At 69.5% G+C, this 17941-nt stretch carries 11 protein-coding genes; 2 read left to right on the forward strand and 9 right to left on the reverse strand.

Annotation, left to right across the window (positions count from 1 at the left end; all coding sequences use genetic code 11):
* Positions 1-3: 3 nt before the first annotated feature.
* The 3 genes from FGX59_RS22695 to FGX59_RS22705 form a co-directional block, all read right to left on the reverse strand.
* Positions 4-1035, reverse strand: coding sequence for a hypothetical protein (locus tag FGX59_RS22695; RefSeq protein ID WP_138469414.1), 1032 nt, complete (start codon positions 1033-1035; stop codon positions 4-6).
* A gap of 160 nt (positions 1036-1195) precedes the next feature.
* Entirely contained in the window at positions 1196-4324 is a 3129-nt protein-coding gene (locus tag FGX59_RS22700; RefSeq protein WP_138469415.1) for an efflux RND transporter permease subunit, read from the reverse strand.
* 47 nt (positions 4325-4371) lie between these two features.
* Positions 4372-5520 (reverse strand): efflux RND transporter periplasmic adaptor subunit, encoded by a 1149-nt coding sequence (locus FGX59_RS22705; protein WP_138469416.1) that lies wholly within the window; start codon positions 5518-5520, stop codon positions 4372-4374.
* Between the two features lie 178 nt (positions 5521-5698).
* Here FGX59_RS22705 and FGX59_RS22710 point away from each other — a divergent pair, with 178 nt between their 5' ends.
* The gene (locus FGX59_RS22710) at positions 5699-6325 is read left to right on the forward strand and encodes a TetR/AcrR family transcriptional regulator (protein ID WP_138469417.1); all 627 of its coding nucleotides are present in this window, start codon (positions 5699-5701) and stop codon (positions 6323-6325) included.
* A 19-nt stretch (positions 6326-6344) separates the two neighbouring features.
* Here the strand turns inward: FGX59_RS22710 and FGX59_RS22715 are convergent, their stop codons facing one another.
* Both FGX59_RS22715 and FGX59_RS22720 read right to left on the reverse strand, forming a co-directional pair.
* The gene (locus tag FGX59_RS22715) at positions 6345-10916 is read right to left on the reverse strand and encodes a M10 family metallopeptidase C-terminal domain-containing protein (protein ID WP_138469418.1); all 4572 of its coding nucleotides are present in this window, start codon (positions 10914-10916) and stop codon (positions 6345-6347) included.
* Positions 10917-11340: 424 nt separating this feature from the next.
* The gene (locus tag FGX59_RS22720) at positions 11341-12228 is read right to left on the reverse strand and encodes a LysR family transcriptional regulator (protein ID WP_138469419.1); all 888 of its coding nucleotides are present in this window, start codon (positions 12226-12228) and stop codon (positions 11341-11343) included.
* A 127-nt stretch (positions 12229-12355) separates the two neighbouring features.
* On the opposite strand from FGX59_RS22720, the gene FGX59_RS22725 reads away from it, so the two are divergent.
* Positions 12356-13858 (forward strand): CoA-acylating methylmalonate-semialdehyde dehydrogenase, encoded by a 1503-nt coding sequence (locus FGX59_RS22725; protein ID WP_138469420.1) that lies wholly within the window; start codon positions 12356-12358, stop codon positions 13856-13858.
* Between the two features lie 34 nt (positions 13859-13892).
* On the opposite strand, the gene FGX59_RS22730 is transcribed toward FGX59_RS22725, so the two are convergent.
* The 4 genes from FGX59_RS22730 to FGX59_RS22745 form a co-directional block, all read right to left on the reverse strand.
* Complete coding sequence (locus FGX59_RS22730; protein ID WP_138469421.1) at positions 13893-14747, reverse strand: metallophosphoesterase; 855 nt, start codon at positions 14745-14747, stop codon at positions 13893-13895.
* Positions 14744-15703 carry a diacylglycerol kinase family protein gene (locus FGX59_RS22735; protein ID WP_138469422.1) on the reverse strand — a complete coding sequence of 320 codons (960 nt, stop codon included), beginning with the start codon at positions 15701-15703 and terminating at the stop codon, positions 14744-14746. Before FGX59_RS22735 ends, FGX59_RS22730 begins: the two co-directional genes overlap by 4 nt.
* A gap of 83 nt (positions 15704-15786) precedes the next feature.
* Entirely contained in the window at positions 15787-16569 is a 783-nt protein-coding gene (locus FGX59_RS22740; RefSeq protein ID WP_138469441.1) for a glutathione S-transferase C-terminal domain-containing protein, read from the reverse strand.
* Positions 16570-16576: 7 nt separating this feature from the next.
* A complete protein-coding gene (locus FGX59_RS22745) occupies positions 16577-17932 on the reverse strand; it encodes a cytochrome P450 (protein WP_138469423.1) in 1356 nt (451 codons plus the stop codon).
* Between the last annotated feature and the right edge of the window lie 9 nt (positions 17933-17941).

Raw genomic sequence — 17941 nt, forward strand, 5'->3', positions numbered from 1 at the left:
TGCTCACTTCGCCGCCAGGCGCGTCTCCAGCGCCGCCAGGCGCCGCTCCATGTCGTTGAGCCGCCGCTCGGCGCGGCGCAGCTGCACCGACTGGCGGCTGGCGATGTCGAGCAGGCTGCCGATGATCTCGTCCTCGATCACGGCGGGGTCATAGGCGGGCGCGTCCGGGACCGGCGCCGAGAGCAGGTCGATGCCGGTGCGCGCCTCGATCTCGCGCAGCATGGGCGCGTGGCGCTCGATCACCGGGGCGAACTGGCTGTTGTCGAAGAGGAAGCGGAACCGCTCCGACAGTGCCAGCGGCATCCGGCCCCGGCGCTTCTTCGGCAGGAAGGTCGCCTCGGCGAAATCCGGCAGGCAGGGCGCGTCGACCTGGTTGTTGACCGCGGCGCGCAGCATCTGCTCGGAGAGCGGCAGCCGGGCCTGGCGCTCCAGCCCGTCCGAGCCGAGCTTGATGCCGATCAGTTCCGAGAAATCCGCCAGCGGGTCGATGCCGCGCTCGAACAGGCGCAGGGTGACCCGCTCGCCCAGAAGGTCGATCCAGCCGGTGATCGGCGCGTACTGGGCCATCATCCGGTCACCGGCCTCCGCGAGCGATTCCACCGGCCCGGCATTGGTCTTGTGCAGCACCGACCACTGCGCGCAGGCCGAGGGCAGCCAGCTGCCGACCGGGCGGGCATAGGCGACGACGCGCAGGTCGATCCGCTCGGCCAGCCGTTCGAAGAAGGGCCGGAAATTCTCGAGCAGCGGCAGATAGGCCTCGTTGGAGAAGATGAAGCGGGTGGCATCCTCGCGCTCGGCCAGGTCGCCGAGCTGGCGGGCCAGCGTCTCGGCCAGGCGCCGGTGCGACGAGGCGTCCTGGTCGCGGAAGCGGTTGAAGCCGGCGAGCCCCTCGAACGCGGTGTCGAGCTGGCCCATCCACATCCCCATGTAGCGCGCCCGGCCGGCACGCAGCGCCGCCGGGCTGTCGCGCAGGGCGGCCTGGATCGACGAGGTGCCGGTCTTGCCCATGCCGATGTGGAAAATCGCTTCTGCCATCTGTCTCTCCTGCCGTCGCGCCCGGCTGCGGCGCGATCGGGCCGATATGGCCATAAATGCGCCCCGGCCGAAAGGGGCAGCGGCCGCCGCCGGACCCGTCCGGCAAGAAAACGGGCGGCGCCCGGAGGCGCCGCCCTTGGGATTGTTGGGATCGGACGGCTCAGTGGCCGGTATCGGCCTGAGCGGCTGCCGGGGTCGGCGCCTTGCGGCGGGTCAGCCGCGCGACGACCACGAAGAAGACCGGCACGAAGAGCACGCCCAGCACGGTCGCCGAGATCGTCCCGCCGAGCACGCCCGAGCCGATCGCCTGCCGCCCGCCCGAGCCCGCGCCGGTCGACAGGACCAGCGGCAGCACGCCGAGCGAGAAGGCCATCGAGGTCATGATGATCGGACGGAAGCGCTGCCGCGCCGCCTCGCGCACCGCCTCGAGCAGCGGCTCGCCGTGCTGGTAGCGGTCGCGGGCGAATTCCACGATCATGATCGCGTTCTTGCCGGTCAGGCCGATCACGGTGAGCAGGCCCACCTGGAAGAACACGCCGTTCTCGAACCCGCCGACCCAGGCGCCGAGCAGCGCGCCGAGCACCCCGATCGGCATGGCCAGCATCACCGCGAAGGGGATCGACCAGCTTTCGTAGAGCGCGGCGAGCGACAGGAACACGGCGGCCAGCGACAGCGCGTAGAGCATCGGCGCCTGGCTGCCGGATTCCACCTCCTCGAGCGAGAGGCCGGTCCAGGCGAGATTGTAGCCCTCGGGCAGCTGGGTCACCAGCCGCTCCATCTCGGCCATCGCCTCGCCGGTGGTCACGCCCGGCGCGGGCGAGCCCTGGATCTGCATCGACGGCACGCCGTTGTAGCGCACGACGCCCTGCGGCCCGTAGGTCCAGCTGCCCTGCGCGAAGTTCGAGAAGGGCACGAGCCCGCCGGAGTCGTTGCGGACCCGCCATTGCTCGATATCCGAGGGGGTGGCGCGGGATTCCGCCTGGCCCTGGACATAGACCTTCTTGATCCGGCCGTTGTCGATGAAGTCGTTCACGTAGCTGCCGGCCCAGGCGATGTTGAGCAGGTTCCCCACATCCGAGGCCGAGACCCCCATCGCCCCGGCCTTGCGCCAGTCGATGTCGAGGTTGTACTGCGCCGCGTCCTCCAGCCCCGAGGGCCGCACCGAGCCGATCAGCGGGCTCTGCGAGGCCATGCCGAGAAGCTGGTTGCGGGCTTCCAGAAGCTGTTCATGCGTCTGGCTGCCGCGCGCCTGCAGGTAGAAGTCGAAGCCCGAGACGTTGCCCAGTTCGATCACCGAAGGCGGCACGATCGGAAAGACGAAGGCGTCCTGGATGCCCATGAAGGCCGGGAAGGCGCGCCCGGCGATGGCCTGGGCGCTCTGGTCCGGCCGCGGCCGGTCCTCCCAGTCCTTCAGCCGCACGAAGGCGAGGCCCATGTTCTGGCCCTGGCCCGCGAAGGAGAAGCCGACCACGCCGAACATCGCCTGCACGTTCTCGGATTCGACGTCGAGGAAGTGGTTCTCCACCTGCTTGACGACTTCCAGCGTGCGCTCGGCCGTGGCGCCGGTGGGCGCCTGGATCAGGGTGAAGAGGATGCCCTGGTCCTCGTCGGGCAGGAAGCCCGTGGGCGTGCGCTGGAACAGCGTCACCACGCCCGCGCCGATCAGCAGGTAGAGGATCCCGACCCGCAGCGGCCGCCGGACCAGATAGCCGACGAAGCCGCCATAGCCGTGGTTCACCTTGTCGAAGCCGCGGTTGAAGAGGCCGAAGAAGCCGCGCGTCTTGTGCGGGGTGTTCTTCAGGATCGTCGCGCAGAGCGCCGGGGTCAGGGTCAGCGCGACCAGCACCGACAGCGCCATGGCCGAGACGATGGTCACCGAGAACTGCTGGTAGATCACCCCGGTCGAGCCGCCGAAGAAGGCCATCGGGACGAACACCGCCGACAGGACCATGGCGATGCCGATCAGCGCGCCGGTGATCTGGTCCATCGACTTGCGCGTGGCCTCGACCGGCGACAGCCCTTCCTCGTGCATGATCCGCTCGACGTTTTCCACCACCACGATGGCGTCATCGACCAGAAGGCCGATCGCCAGCACCATGGCGAGCATGGTCAGCGTGTTGATCGAGAAGCCGAGCGCCGCCATGATCCCGAATGTGCCCAGCAGCACGACCGGCACGGCGAGGGTGGGGATGATCGTCGCCCGCAGGTTCTGCAGGAAGAGCAGCATCACCAGGAAGACCAGCACGATGGCCTCGAGCAGGGTCTTGATCACCTCGTGGATCGAGATTTCCACGAAGGGCGTGGTGTCGAAGGGGATGACGTATTCCATGCCCTCGGGGAAGAAACGGGCGAATTCCTCGACCCGCTGCTTCACCCGGTGCGCGGTGTCGAGCGCGTTGGCGCCCGGCGCGAGGCTGATCGCCATGCCCGAGGCCGGACCGCGGTTGTAGCGCGCGATGGTCGAGTAGTTCTCGGCGCCGATCTCCACCTTCGCCACGTCGTCGAGCAGGACGAGACCGCCATCGGTCTCGGCGCGCAGGACGATCTGGCGGAAATCCTCCGGCGTCGACAAGAGCGACTGCGCGGTGATCGTGGCGTTGAGCATCTGCCCTTCGGGGGCGGGACGCGAGCCGAAGGCGCCGGCCGAGATCTGGGCGTTCTCCTCGGAGACCGCGGCGACCACGTCCGAGGGCGTCAGCTCGTAGGCGGCCAGCTTGGCCGGATCGAGCCAGATCCGCATCGCGTACTGGCCGCCGAAGACCTGGACATTGCCCACGCCCTCGACCCGGCTGAGATCGTCGAGCAGGTTCGAGACCAGGTAGTCCGACAGGTCGGCCTGCTCGAAGGTGCCGTCGGGCGAGACCAGGCCCACGACCATCAGGAAGCCGGCCGAGCTCTTCTGCACGGTGACGCCCTGGCGCTGCACCGCTTCGGGCAGCAGCGAGGTCGCCTGGCTCAGCTTGTTCTGCACCTGCACCTGGGCGATGTCCGGGTCGGTCCCGGTCTCGAAGGTCAGGGTGATCTGCGCCGAGCCCGCCGAGGTCGAGCTCGAGGACATGTAGCGCATGCCGTCGAGCCCGGTCATCTGCTGCTCGATGACCTGGGTGACGGTATTGGCGACGGTTTCGGCCGAGGCGCCGGGATAGGTTGCGCGGATCTGCACCGAGGGCGGCGCGATCTGCGGATACTGCGACACGGGCAGCGTGAAGATCGAGAGAATCCCGATCCCCATGATGATGATCGAAATCACCCAGGCGAAGATCGGGCGATCGATGAAGAAGCGGGCCATGGGGGTACTCCGGGGAACAGGGGGTCAGAACAAGCCGGGGACGCGGCTCATTCCGTCATGGCATCGGTGGCGGCTTCGCGCTCCTGCGGCACGACGGTCGCGCCGGGAGCGGTCTTCTGCAGGCCCGCGACGATGATGCGGTCGCCGGGATTGAAGCCGGAATCGACGACCCAGGCGTTGCCGCGGTCCTCGATGATCTCGAGCGGGCGCATCTCGACGACATTGTCGGCATTCACGACCAGCGCGGTGGGATTGCCGCGGCGGTCGCGGGTCACGCCCTCCTGCGGGACGACATAGACATTGTCGACCGTGGCGGTCGGCATCTGCACCTGGACATACATGCCCGGCAGCAGCAGCTTGTCGGGATTGTCGAAGGTCAGGCGCAGCACGACCACGCCGGTCTGCTCGTCGACATGCGGCTCGGCGGCGGTCAGCATCCCGGTCTGCTCGTAGATGGTGCCGTCGGCCAGGCGCAGCTGCACCGTCTGGTCCTCGACGCCGGGCTCGGTGGCGCTGCCGCGGCGGCGCCAGCGCAGCACGTCGGCGGCCGACTGGGTGACGTCGACATAGACCGTGTCGATATTGCGGATCACCGCCAGCGCGCTGGTCTGTCCGGTGGTCACCAGCGCGCCCGAGGACACGTCCGAGCGGCCGATCTCGCCCGAGAGCCTTGCATGGATCGAGGTGCGGTCCAGCTCGATCTGCGCCGAGGTCAGCTGCGCCTGCGCCACGAGAACCTGCGCCTGCGCCTGCTCGCGCGCGGTGCGGGCGTCGTCGACGGCCTGCTGGGTGCCGACGCGGCGGTCGAGCAGCTCGGTCACGCGCTTCTCGTCGCGCTCGGCCGCGGCAAGCTGCGCCTGGGCGGCGGCGACGGAGGCATTCGCCTGCTGCACCGCAGCGTCATAGGTCGCCGGGTCGATCGTGTAGAGCAGGTCGCCCTGCTCGACATGGCTGCCCTCGGCGAAGTGGCGTTCGGTGATGATCCCGGCCACCTGCGGGCGCACCTCGGCCACGGCCGAGGCGACGACGCGCCCGGGCAGGGTCGAGGTCAGGGTGATGGTCTGCGGCTCGAGGGTGACGACGGTCACCGGGCTCGGCGGCTGTCCGCCGCCCTGCTGCGCCACGGCAGGCTGGGCGAGCATGCCGGCGGCAAGCGCAAGGGCCAGGAACTGGCGGGAAAATCGGGTGGAACACATTGCTGTCACTCCGCGTGGGGGGACCCTTGCCCGGCCCCGGGACTTGAATTACGAAACTCCGGGGTTTCATAAATGCGGAATCCCCCGCTTGGCAAGTCCGGGAACGATGATGCAGGTGCAGCGTTGACGGTCACGTTGCCGTGATGACGCGGGGAAGCGCAGAAGGGGTGCAGATGTGATGGAGACCGGGATCCGGCGGCGGGGACGTCCTGCAGCGCTCGACCAGGACGAGCGCCGCGCGCTCGTGCTCGATGCGCTCGACCTGGCCTATCAGGAAGGCGGCGCCGCCGGGCTGACCATGCAGGCGGTGGCGCGGCGCGCGGGCATGTCCAAGCGCACGCTCTACAGCATCTTCGAGGATCGCGGCGCGCTCTTCAGCGCGTATTTCGACCGGGTCGGCTGCAACTTCATCCGCGACCTGCCGCCCTGCGCCGCCACCCGCCCGCTGGCCGAGCGGCTGACCTTGGTGATCGAGCCGCGCGAGGAATGCCCGACCGCGCTGCCGCTGGAGATCTTCCGCTGCATCATCGCCGAGGCGCCCCTGCGGCCGGAGATGGCGCGCGAATTCACCCGCAAGCTGCGCCAGAGGGCGCTGGGGATCATGCAGGCCGAGCTGGGACGGGCGGTCATGCTGGGCGAGATCCGCGCGGTCGATACCGGGCTGGTCGCGGAGATCCTGCTGGACATGATGCACCAGAACCTGGTCGTCCAGCTGATGGACCCGTCGGCGGCGCAGAGCCTCGAAGACCGGCAGCGCCGCTTCCAGACGGCGCTGCGGATCGCGCTGGACGGGCTCGGGCGCTGAGCCCGCCCAGCCGGGGGGATCACACCAGAAGCGTCAGGTGGTCCCCGTCCCAGGAGAGCTGGTCGAGCCCGATCTCGCTGCGCCAGAGAACGATCTCGCCCTTCCAGCCGTCCTCGGCATCGGCGAAGCGCAGGATCGAATTGCCGTCCGCGACGCGCAGGCCGAGGAAATCCGCCGCCTCCGCCGCGACCGCGACCAGGTCGCCTTCGCCCAGATGGTTCAGGTGCCGGCGGCCGAGCCCGGCGCCGTCGGCGGCGAAGTCGAACGCATCCGCCCCCGCCGTGCCGGATTGCAGCGCCTTGGCCGCCTCCGCGCTTTCCGCCGCGGCCTGGCTGGCCGCGATGATGCATGTCGTGCCGTCCCATGAGATCTCGGATGGGTCCAGCGAATAGCCCTTGATGGTGATCTCGCTATTTCTTGCGGTGCCGAATTTCAGGATCGTGTCGCGTCCGGCAAGCACGATCTCCAGCGGCGTGTCGGCGCCGGTTTCGGTGGCGACCTCGATCCGGTCGCCCAGATCGAAGCCGCGGATCTCGTCGCGGCCGAAGCCCAGCTCCAGGACGGCGACATGGGTGCCCACGGCCGGGGAGAGCAGGCTCTCCGGCGTCGGCGCGGTGCTCTCCCCGGTATCGCCGGGCGCCTCGCCCGGCGTGTAGCCGAACACCGCCTCGATCGAGCTTGCGGCGGAGGCCGCGAAATCCAGCGCCGCGCGGCCGAGCGCGCCGGTCATCTTCAGGATGTCGGTGCCGCGCAGCCCGTCGACATAGACGAGGAGCGTGTCGGCCGCGTCCTGCGGGATCTCCATGCGCAGCCCGTAGTCGTTCCAGGCGCCGTCGAGCCCGCCGGCCTTCGCCAGCGCGATCAGGCCCTTCATCTCGTCCGAGAGCCCGCCCGCATCGTCCCAGACGTCGATTTCATTGAGCTCGCCGCGGCGCTCCACCGGGGCGGCCAGCGCGGCGACCGCATGCAGGCCCCAGCCGTCCTCGATATTCTCCTGCAGGCTCTGCGCCAGGAAACCGCCATCGGCGGTGCTGCGGATGTCGGTCAGCCGCCCGCGGATGCAGATCGTCTCGACGGTCTCGTCGAAGACATAGGTCCGCGCCGCGTCGGTGACCGAGAAGGCGAACTTGTCGCGGGTGATCTGGTGGCGGAAGCGGAACGGATCGAAAAGCGTCGAGGGCGTGAAGTCCTGGATCAGCCCGCGCAGCCCGTCGAGCCGCGCCTGCAGCTCGTCGAGCACCGCGCCGTCCTCGGTGGCCAGATAGGCGGCGGCCTCGCGCGCGATCCCGCCTTCCAGCCGGATCACGTCGGTCTGGCGGGTGCCGTCGACCAGGATCTCCAGCCAGCCCGTGCCCGAGAGGTCGCTTTCGCCCAGCCGCAGCCCGGTATCGCCGGAGGAGCCGACCGCGCCGCCATCGGCCGCGATCGAGAGCAGCGCCTTCATCTCGTCGCTCAGCTCGCCATCCGCCTCATGGATGCGGATCGCGCGGGTCTTGTCGCGGGCGCCGTTGTCCATGTCGGCCAGCGCGGCGACATGGATGCCGAAGCCCTGGGCGATGTTCTCCGCCAGGCTCTGCCCGGCAAAGCCCGCCAGGTCGGCGGTATCCGCCAGCCGCCCGGTCAGGCCGATCTTGGTCACGCTGTCATCGACGATCACGGTCGTCGCCTGGTTCGACAGGTTCAGGCTCTGCTGCGGGCGCCGCACCTCGTAGATGCGCAGCGTCGGGTCATAGCCGTCGCCGAGCTCGAAATTCAGGTATTTCAGCGCATCGCCCGCCAGAACCGGCGCGGCCGGGGCGGCGGCCTGCGGGAAGAGCAGGTCGAGATCGTTGGCCGCCGAGCCGAGATAGCCGAGCGCCTGCGCCGCCCGCGTGCCGGTGAGGGTCAGGATGTCGGTGGTCTCGAGCCCGTCGATGAAGATGTCGAGCGTGGCATCCCCGGCGCTCCAGTCGCCCAGGCGCAGGTTCAGGTCGCGGGCGCTGCCCGCGTCGCCGCCGGCATCGGCGATGCTCAGCAGCGCGCGGAACTCGGCGGAGAGCCCGCCGGCGCCGTCGCCGATCATCAGCTCGCGCGCCGCGGCAACGGTGTCGCCGGGCAGGAGCCCCGCCGCGACGTGCAACCCGTAGCCCGCCTCGATCGCCGCCCGGGCGCCGAGCGCGGCATAGCCGGCCGCGGAGACATCCGTCGCGTCATAGAGCGTGCCGCCGACGCGGAACCAGTCGGTGGCCTCGCCCAGCTCGTAGGCGCGCCCGGCATCCAGCAGCCCGAGCGAGAAATAGGGGCGGGTGACGGCCAGCGCATTGGCATAGGGGTCGCTGCGCGTGGCCGGGCGGAAATCCTCGATCAGCGCGCCGAGCCGGTCGAGCTCGGCCTGGTACTCGGCAAAGACCGTGTCCGCGGCGGTATTGGCGATCCCGACATGGGCGAAGGCCGTCTTGGCGATCTCGCCCTCGAAGCGCAGGATGTCGGTATGGCTGCGGCCGTCGACCAGCACTTCGAGAAGCCCGTCGCCGGTCATGTCGAAGGCGCCGAGGCGCAGGCCGTAATCCGTGGCCGAGCCGACCGCGCCGCCGCCCGCCGCGATCGAGAGCAGCACCTTCATCCCGGCGGAGAGATCGCCCTCGGCGTCGAGCAGCTGGATCAGGCTGCCCTTGCCGCGGCCGGTCGCGGTCAGGTCGGCATAGGCCGCGAGATGGATGCCGAGCTTGGCGGCGATGTTCTCGCCCAGGCTCTGCGCGTGGAAGCTGCCCGCGCCGGTGGCGGTCAGCGAGGTCAGCGTGCCCGAGACCTTCAGCGTCGCGATGCTGTCGTCGATCAGGACGGTGGAGGCGGTCGAGGCGACATTGACCGAGACCTGGATCTGCCCTTCCTCGATGCCGTAGATCCGGTCGAGCGGGTCGTAGCCGCTGCCGAGGCCGAAATTCAGGTAGGCCTCGGAAGGGTCGGCGAAGAAGGTGCCGCTGTCGGGCAGGGCGGCGCTGCCGCCGCCGCCGGTGATGGCGGGCACGTCGAAGAGGTAGAGGTCGTTGCCGCCATTGCCGATCAGCAGGTCGTTGCCGCCGAGCCCGGTCAGCACGTCGTCGCCCGCGGTGCCGGTCAGCGTGTCGCTGCCCGCGGTGCCGGTGAACTCGGTCGTGGGCTCCGGCACCGGCACCGGCGCGGGCTCCGGATCGGGATCGGGCGAGGGATCGGGGGTCGGCGCCGGGCTGCTGCCGGTCGCGTCATAGCGGATCAGCCCGCTGCCGAAGCTCAGCGCATCGGCGTCCCAGGCCGTGCCGACGAGGCAGACCGAGGCGGCGCCGCTGGCGGAGGAGAGGAAATCGAGGAAGAGGTCCGCGCCGACCTGGCGGTACCCGGCATAGCAGGAGGCCGCGTCCTCGGCGCCGGTCAGCACTTCCAGCCGGTCGCCGAGCGAGAAGTCCAGTACCGTGTCGGTGCCGCCCTCGCCGGCCGAGAGGTCGAGCCGGAAGAGGTCGTCGCCGCTGCCGCCCGAGAGCGTGTCGTTCCCGGCCCCGCCGGCCAGCGTGTCGTCGCCCGCTCCGCCGGAGATCGCGTCATGGCCCGCGCCGCTGGCCAGCAGGTTGGCAAGCGCATTGCCGGTGATCGTGTCATTGCCCGCGCCGGTGACGGCATTCTCGATATCCGAGAAGGTGTCGATCACCAGGTTGCCGCGCCGCCCGCCGATATCCGAGACGCCGCCGCGCGCCAGGTTGATCCGGCTCGCCCCGGCCTGGTCGCTGACATCCAGCGTGTCGGTGCCCTCGCTGTCGTAGATCGTCGCCGCCCAGCCCGAGCCGAGCTTGGACGACAGCTGCGCCAGCGTGCCGGTGACATTGGTATTGGCGCCATAGGTCGAGTCGCCGGCATTCACTGTGACATTGGCGCCGTAGATGTTGCGGATCGCGATGATGTCCGCGGCCATCAGCGTCGCGGCATAGGCGCGGTCGGCATTGACATCCGGGTTCTCGACCTGGTCGAAATAGGACATGACCGTCGCCTGCCAGCTGTCATTGGCGAAGACGCGGTCGGAAAGCTGCGCCGAGCCGTTGTAGCGCCCGGCATGGCCGAGCCCGAGCGAATGGCCGATCTCGTGCAGGAAGGTCTGGTAGGTATAGGCGTCGCCGCAGATATCGTCCCAGTCGGCGCCGATATTGATGCTCATCTGGGTGACGACGCCGTTGCCGTCCCAGCTGCCCGAGGCATAGGCGCTGCCGGCGACTGCGTCGTCCATGATGATATTCGCGGCGGTGCTGCTGGTGGTCTCCTGGAAGGTGATGCCCGAGACCTCGCTCCAGGCTTTCAGCGCGTCGCGGGCGAAGACCTTGAACTTGGAGTTCAGCCCCGAGAGCTTCACCATCAGCGTGCCGCCGGCGACGGTGTCGAAGTTGTGCGCGGAATAGCCGTTCGACTGCCAGTAGCCGCTCTCGAGGAAGTCGGCGACCTGCGACGGGCTGTAGGTCGGCAGCGCCGCCGAGAGGGTCATTGCGCCGCCGGTGCCCGCCGCGGATACCTCGGACTGGGCGCCGGCATCGGCACCGTCGAAGCTGCAATCGCCTGCCACGACCCGGACCGAGCTGCAGATATCGCACATGGCAGAGACCTCCGCGTTGCGGCCCGGACCGTCCGGGGCCGTTCGGCCGCCCGGTGCCCCCGGTGCGGCTTGCGCAGAAGCTAGAAAACGCAGGCGGCTTAACCAACGAAAGCGTGTCTTGCATTGTCAACGGGCGCTGGCGGAAGGGTTTTCTCGGGTTCCGCCGAAGGCTGGTCCGGGGCGGTTTTTACCCTGCCTTTCTTCCGCCGCAATTGCGCCCGAATCGCGGCCGGTTTTGCCATGATCCTGCCGCATCTTCTCCCGGAAAAAGGCGGATTTGCAGAGGCTTGGAAGGCGGTCCGGGGCAGGGGACGCGGCCCCCGCCGGTGGCGGAAAGACCGGGTCGGGGCGGGAAATGGCGCGGGGGCGTCCCCGGGAAATGCAGCTGCGCCATTTCCCGGATACGGGGCGGGCGAAACGGTTTCTAGGGGCTGCGCAGCCAGCCGCCCGCAGCGGCGACGCCGGAGCGGATGAACTCCACCACCGCCTGCACCCGGTGGATGGCGCGCTGGCTCTCGTGATAGGCCAGCCAGTAGGAGCGGGTGACGGTCAGCTCCGGCAGGACCCGCGCCAGCGCCGGGTCGCCGCCGACGACGAAGTCATGCAGGACGCCGATCCCGGCGCCGCCGCGCACCGCCTCGAGCTGGCCGAAGGCGGTGGAGATCGCGATGGTCGGCCGGGTTTCGCCGAAGAACTCGGTGACGTAGTCGAGCCCCGGCGCCGAGACCAGATCCTCCACATTGCCGACCAGCCGGTGGCCGCGCAGCGCCTCGCGCGTGGCGGGCGTTCCGGCGGCGGCCAGGTAGCGGTGCGAGGCGTAGAGCCCCAGCGTGTAGTCGGTGAGCTTCGCGGCGACCGCGCGGCCGCGCTCGGGCCGGCCGACGAGGATGGCGACATCCGCCTCGCGCTGCGACAGCGAGAAGGCGCGCGGGACCGGCACCAGCTCAACCCGCAATTCCGGATGGCGCCGCGCCAGGATGCCCAGCCGCGGGGCGAGGAACTGCACCCCGAACCCGTCCGGCGCGCCGATCCGGACCGTGCCCGAGAGCTTCGCCTCGCGGCCGCGGAACAGCGCCTCGCCCTCCTGCATCGCGGTCTCGGCCCGCTCCAGCCGCGCCATCAGCGACTGGCCCTCCTCGGTCAGCGCGCAGCCCTGCGGCCCGCGCAGCATCAGCGTCGCCTGCAGGTCGCGCTCCAGATGCGTCAGCCGCCGCGACAGCGTCGCCTGGTTCACCCCCAGCCGCTTCGCCGCCCCCAGAAGCTGCCCCTCCCGCGCCACGGTCAGGAACATCCGCGCGTCTTCCCAGTCCATCCGGCCCTCCATTATGCAAATATGCATAACCGTTTTCCGATCTTTGCCGTTTCCTTTGCGGATATGCAAACGTAGATCCGGGGCAGCCTCGCAAGAGACACGACAGACACAGGAAGGGAGTGAGCTCATGACCGAGATTGCACACTATATCGACGGCGCCAAATCCGCCTCCACCTCCGGCAAGAGCCAGCCGGTCTTCAACCCCGCCACCGGCGAAGCGGAAAAGACCGTCGCGCTGGCCTCGGTCGAGGAAGTGAACGCGGCCGTCGCCTCGGCCCATGCCGCTTTCCCGGCCTGGTCGAAGACCCCGGCCCTGCGCCGCGCGCGGATCCTCGACAAGTTCAAGAACATCCTGTGGGAGCGCGGCGACCAGCTGGCCGAAGCGATCTCGGCCGAGCACGGCAAGACCCATGACGACGCCCTGGGCGAAGTGACCCGCGGCCTCGAGGTCGTGGAATTCGCCATCGGCGTGCCGAGCCACCTGAAGGGCGACTTCTCCGAGAATGTCGGCACCGGGGTCGACAGCTACAACATCCGCCAGGCGCTTGGCGTCGTCGCGGGCATCACCCCGTTCAACTTCCCGGCCATGGTGCCGATGTGGATGTTCCCGGTGGCGCTGGCCTGCGGCAACACCTTCGTGCTGAAACCCTCCGAGCGCGACCCCTCCGCCTCGCTGCTGATCGCCGAATGGCTGACCGAAGCCGGCCTGCCCGCAGGCGTCTTCAACGTGGTCCAGGGCGACAAGCTGGCCGTGGACACGCTGCTGGAGCATCCGGACGTCAAGGCGATCTCCTTCGTCGGCTCGACCCCGATCGCGCAGTACATCCACGCCAAGGGCTGCGCCAACGGCAAGCGCGTCCAGGCGCTCGGCGGCGCGAAGAACCACGCGATCATCATGCCCGACGCGGATATCGACATGGCGGTCAACGCGCTGATGGGCGCCGCCTACGGCTCGGCCGGCGAGCGCTGCATGGCGATCTCGGTCGCGGTTCCGGTAACGGACGCCGTCGCTGACGCGATGATCGAGAAGCTGATCCCGAAGATCCAGGCGCTGAAGATCGGTCCGGCGGCCGACAAGGAATCGGAAATGGGCCCGATCGTGACCCAGGCCTCGATGGAGCGGATCAAGGGCTATGTCGACAGCGCCGAAGCCGAGGGCGCCAAGATCGTCGTCGACGGCCGCGACTTCAAGCAGGCCAAGCAGGGCTATGAAAACGGCTTCTACGTGGGCGGCACGCTGATCGACAACGTGACCACCGACATGAAGGTCTGGAAGGAAGAGATCTTCGGCCCGGTCCTCTCGGTCGTCCGCAAGAACTCCTACCAGGAAGCCGTGGACCTGATCGGCGAGTGCGAATTCGCCAACGGCACCGCGATCTTCACCCGCGACGGCGACACCGCGCGCAACTTCGCGCAGGATATCGAAGTCGGCATGATCGGCGTGAACGTTCCGATCCCGGTGCCGATGGCCTTCCACAGCTTCGGCGGCTGGAAAGCCTCGCTCTTCGGCGACCACTCGATGCACGGGATGGAAGGCATCCGCTTCTACACCCGCATCAAGACGACCACGATGCGCTGGCCGACCGGCATCCGCACCGATGCGGAATTCACCATGCCGACGCTGGGCTGACCCCGACTCTCCCTTCGCCGGGCGCACCTCCTCCCTAGCGCGCGGCGGATAACTCGGCGCCGTTCCCCTCCCCGGGAACGGCGCCTTTTTGCGGCCGGGGCAGGGGGGCAGGCTGCCAGCCTTCCGCGGCCTGCCGCCAGTCCGAGCGCCCGACCGGCGCGAAGCCGCCCCGCTGCGCCGCCCAGGTGATGACCGAGAGCCGCCCGCCGGCATGCTCGATCTGGTTGAAGGTGTTGGGTTCGTCATGCCTGAGCCGCGTCGAGAGCACGGTTCCGGCCTGCACGAAGAGCAGCCCCGGCGCCGCGCGGAACGGCTCGGCCGAGGCCATGTGGAGATGCCCCGACAGCACCAGATCCGCGCCCGAGCGCGCCAGCGCGTCCAGCGTCTCGTCGGCGCCGCGCATCAGCCGCTTCTCTGTTTCCGGCCCGTGCTGCAGCGGATGGTGCAGCACCGCGACCTTGAGCGCGCTGTCATCGCCGGCCAGCCGCGCCGACAGCCGCCGCAGCCGCGTCTCGCCGATCCGTCCGCGCTGCCAGGAGAAGCGGTTGACCGTGTTCACCCCGGCCACCACCAGCCCGGGCGCGCGGTGGACCGGCTCCAGATCGTGGCAGATATGGCGGCGGTAGCGGCCGAAGGGGCGCAGGAAGCGCACCCAGAGATTGTCGAGTGGCGTGTCGTGATTGCCCGGCACGCAGAGCTGCGGCCCCGGCAGATGGTCGAGGAAGGCGCGGGCGGCGCGGAACTGGCCATGGCGCGCGCGCTGGGTCAGGTCGCCCGAGACGACCAGCAGATCGGGCGCCAGCGCATGGATCGCGCGCGCCAGGGGCGCCTCCAGCCCGGGATCGACGCGTCCGTAGTGGAGATCGGAGATATGGACGATCCGGGTCATGCGTCCCCGGTCTGCGGCAGCCGGATCGTCAGGGGCGCCTCGGACATGCGGAATTCGAAGGGCGAGGGGGCCAGCCCCTTCTCGCCGTCATAGGCCAGCAGCGTCTTCTTCTTGGCCGCGTTCACGGTCAGGCTTTCCGCCGCGATGAAGTCGTAGTCGCGCCCCTCCACAGCCGTCTGGGTGCAGAGCCGGAAGGCGGTGCGGAACAGGTCCGCCCGCGTCCGTCCGCGCCCGATCAGCACCGCGAAGGCGTCCCGGCTGATCGCCTCCGCGCCTTCCAGCCCGAAGGTCTCCAGCTGGTAGGCCGAGCGCGAGACGAAAAGCAGCGGCGTGCGCGCCTCGAATTGCGTGCCGTCGGCGTCGATCTGCAGATGCATCGGCCGCTGGAATTTCAGGAAGGTCCGCGCCAGCGACCAGTGCGCCATGATCCGGCGGCGGCCGTAGCGGGCATAGACGCTCTCGCGCTGCTTCAGCACGGCCGGGTAGATGCCCAGCGAGGCGTTGTTGAGGAAGACCGTGCCATTGACCTGTCCGACCCGGATCGGATGCGGGCGGGCGTCGAGGATGCCCTGCGCCGCTCCGGCCGGATCCTCGTCGAGCCCCAGCCCGCGGGCGAAGTAGTTGAACGTTCCGAGCGGCAGCACCGAGAAGGCCGCGGGCTTTCCCAGCATGGCCCCCGCCACCGCCATCGCCGTGCCGTCGCCGCCGGCCGCCACCACCGTGTCGGCGCCGTCGGACAGCGCCTGCTCCACCACGTCGGAAACCGGCTGATTCTTCTTCGGCGCCCAGTGGTAGAGCTGGGCGCGGTCGCGGCCGAACACCTCCATGGCGCGGGTCACCGCCTCGCGGTCGCGGACATTGGTGCCGGATTTTCGGTTCATCACCACCGCGATGCGCTGCGGCTCTGCCGCGCCCGCCGGGATCGGCTCTTCGAGGGCCAGGGTCTGGTCGGTCATCGCATGCCTCGCGGTTTGCTGTCCGCCCGACAACGCGCCATGGCGCGGAATCGTTTCCACGCAGGCGCGATTTCTTTCCCGGCTCAGCCCTGCAGCAGCGGGCGGTGCCGGTCGTAGATGCGCTGGATGTAGAGACCGGCGGGCCGCTGGCGCAGCCGGGCATAGATCTCCTGCATGTCCACGGGACAGCGCGCCTGGTTCGGCAGCATGCCGTGATAGCCCTGGGCCAGCACCATCGGCGCCAGCGAGGCCGAGACCGCCAGGTCGGCGAAGGTCAGCCGTCCGCCCGCCAGGTAGTCCCGCCCGTCGGCGAGCAGCGCGTCGAGCCGGTCGAACCCCGCCTCGATCTCGGCCAGCGCGCGGTCCGCCGCCGCCTGGTCGAGCTTCAGCCCCTTGTACATCGCCGCCCGGATCAGCCGGAACCCGACCAGCAGGAAGCCGTATTCCCACCAGGGCACGCCGGTGGCGATCGACGGCCAGACCACGGATTTGTGCTTCAGGAAGTTCCAGTAGGACCAGTTCACGACGGCCCCGCCGGTCACCCAGCGGGCCTCGTGCTGGAGCGTGTCGACCTGCTTGGCCAGCTCCGGCTCGGCGGCCTTGTCGGGCAGCAGCCGCAGCTCGGGCGGGGCCTCGGCATCGAGCTTGGCCACGAGCTTCTCGATCGTGCCGGTCTTCTCGCGGCGGTCGGCGGAGACCAGCAGCGGATAGTCGTCCTTGCCCATGCCCCACCATTTCAGCGCGAGGATGTGGAAGACCGGCGCATGCGGCCGCTCGGCATAGGGCAGCTGGTAATGCGCCATCAGCCAGCGGCCCAGATCGACATCGGTGGAGGGAAGCAGGGTGACGAGGATCGGCGTGCCCATCTTGGCCTCAGACATCGAATTCGAGGTGGAAATGCTGCGGATGGGGCGTGCCGCCGGTGTCGATCTGCCCCTCGGCGCCGGGTGCGCGGCGCAGGTTCTTCTGCGCCAGGACCGGCGTCAGGATCGCCGGGATCACCGCCGCGTTGATCGCCGCGCCGAAGCATTCATGCATGCCGTAGCCCCAGATGATGTAGTCCTCCCAGGGCCGGTCGGCGCGGAAGGCGTTCGGCTCGGCAATCGCATGGCGGTCGAACATCGCCGAGAGCGTCGCGGCGAAGACCATCTGTCCCTCGGGGATACGGCATTGCCGCGCCGTGCCCTTCGCCACCCAGGTGTCGCGGGTCGCGCGGCGGTAGACGACCGGGTTGTGCGGGTTGAAGCGCAGCGCCTCCCAGAGGAAGGGCGCGACATCGGCATGGTCGCCGCCAAGCGCCGCGCGATGCGCCCCGGCCAGCGCCTCGGGCCGGTTCAGCAGTTCGTCCATCGCCAGGCAGCAGGCCTTGGAGATCGTCGGGATGGCGCCGATCAGCAGGCCCAGCAGGTTGTTGCGGATGCCGATATCGCTCATCCCCGGCGTGCCCGAGGATTGCAGCGCCAGGCAGCGGTCGAGGATCGTGTCGCCCAGATGCCCGCCCTCGGCCTTGCGCGCCGCGATCGCCCCGTCGAGATAGTCGCGCAGCGCCCCGGCATCCTTCATCGCCCGCGAGTCCAGCGCCGGATCCGCGCCGAGATCCTCGAAGAGGTACCAGAAGAGCGTGGTCGTCCAGCTTTCCATCAGCTCGCGCTGCCCGCCCGTGCCGAAATAGCGGACGGTCATGTCCCAGGGCACCTCCAGCGACAGATCCGCGGGCAGGTCGATGCGCCCGGGCGCGGCTGCGACGATCTCGTCCGACAGCGCCTGGGCCCGCGGCGTGACGATCCCGGCCACGTCCGTGCGCCGCGCCGCCAGCCGCATCGCCGAGGTGTCGCGGGTATAGTCCCAGCCGGGCTGCATCCCCAGGAAGAAGTTGTCGCCGCCGGTCAGCTTGCGCATGCGCGGCCCGTAGACCACCTCGAAATCGGCATCGCGGCTGAGCACGTCGCGCACGTCCTCGCGCCGGGTGACCACCGCCGTGCCGGTATTGCCGTAGGATTTCACCAGGCTGCGCCCGAGGCTGAGATTGGGCAGGACCGCGCGCAGGATGGCGAAGATGCGGATCTGGGTCGCGGGCGCCTCGAAGAAGGCCGCCAGCCCGGCCTTGCCCTCGCGGCCGAGGATGCCCGCGGTCTTCGCCGCCAGCCAGCCCGCCGCCGCCAGTGCCTCGCCGAGGATCGCGAGCCAGACGAGGAGCGCGCAGAGGATGGCCTTCAGTCTCTGGATCATCGCGGCGCT

Source organism: Poseidonocella sp. HB161398 (assembly GCF_005870025.1).
Classification (GTDB): Bacteria; Pseudomonadota; Alphaproteobacteria; order Rhodobacterales; family Rhodobacteraceae; genus Mangrovicoccus.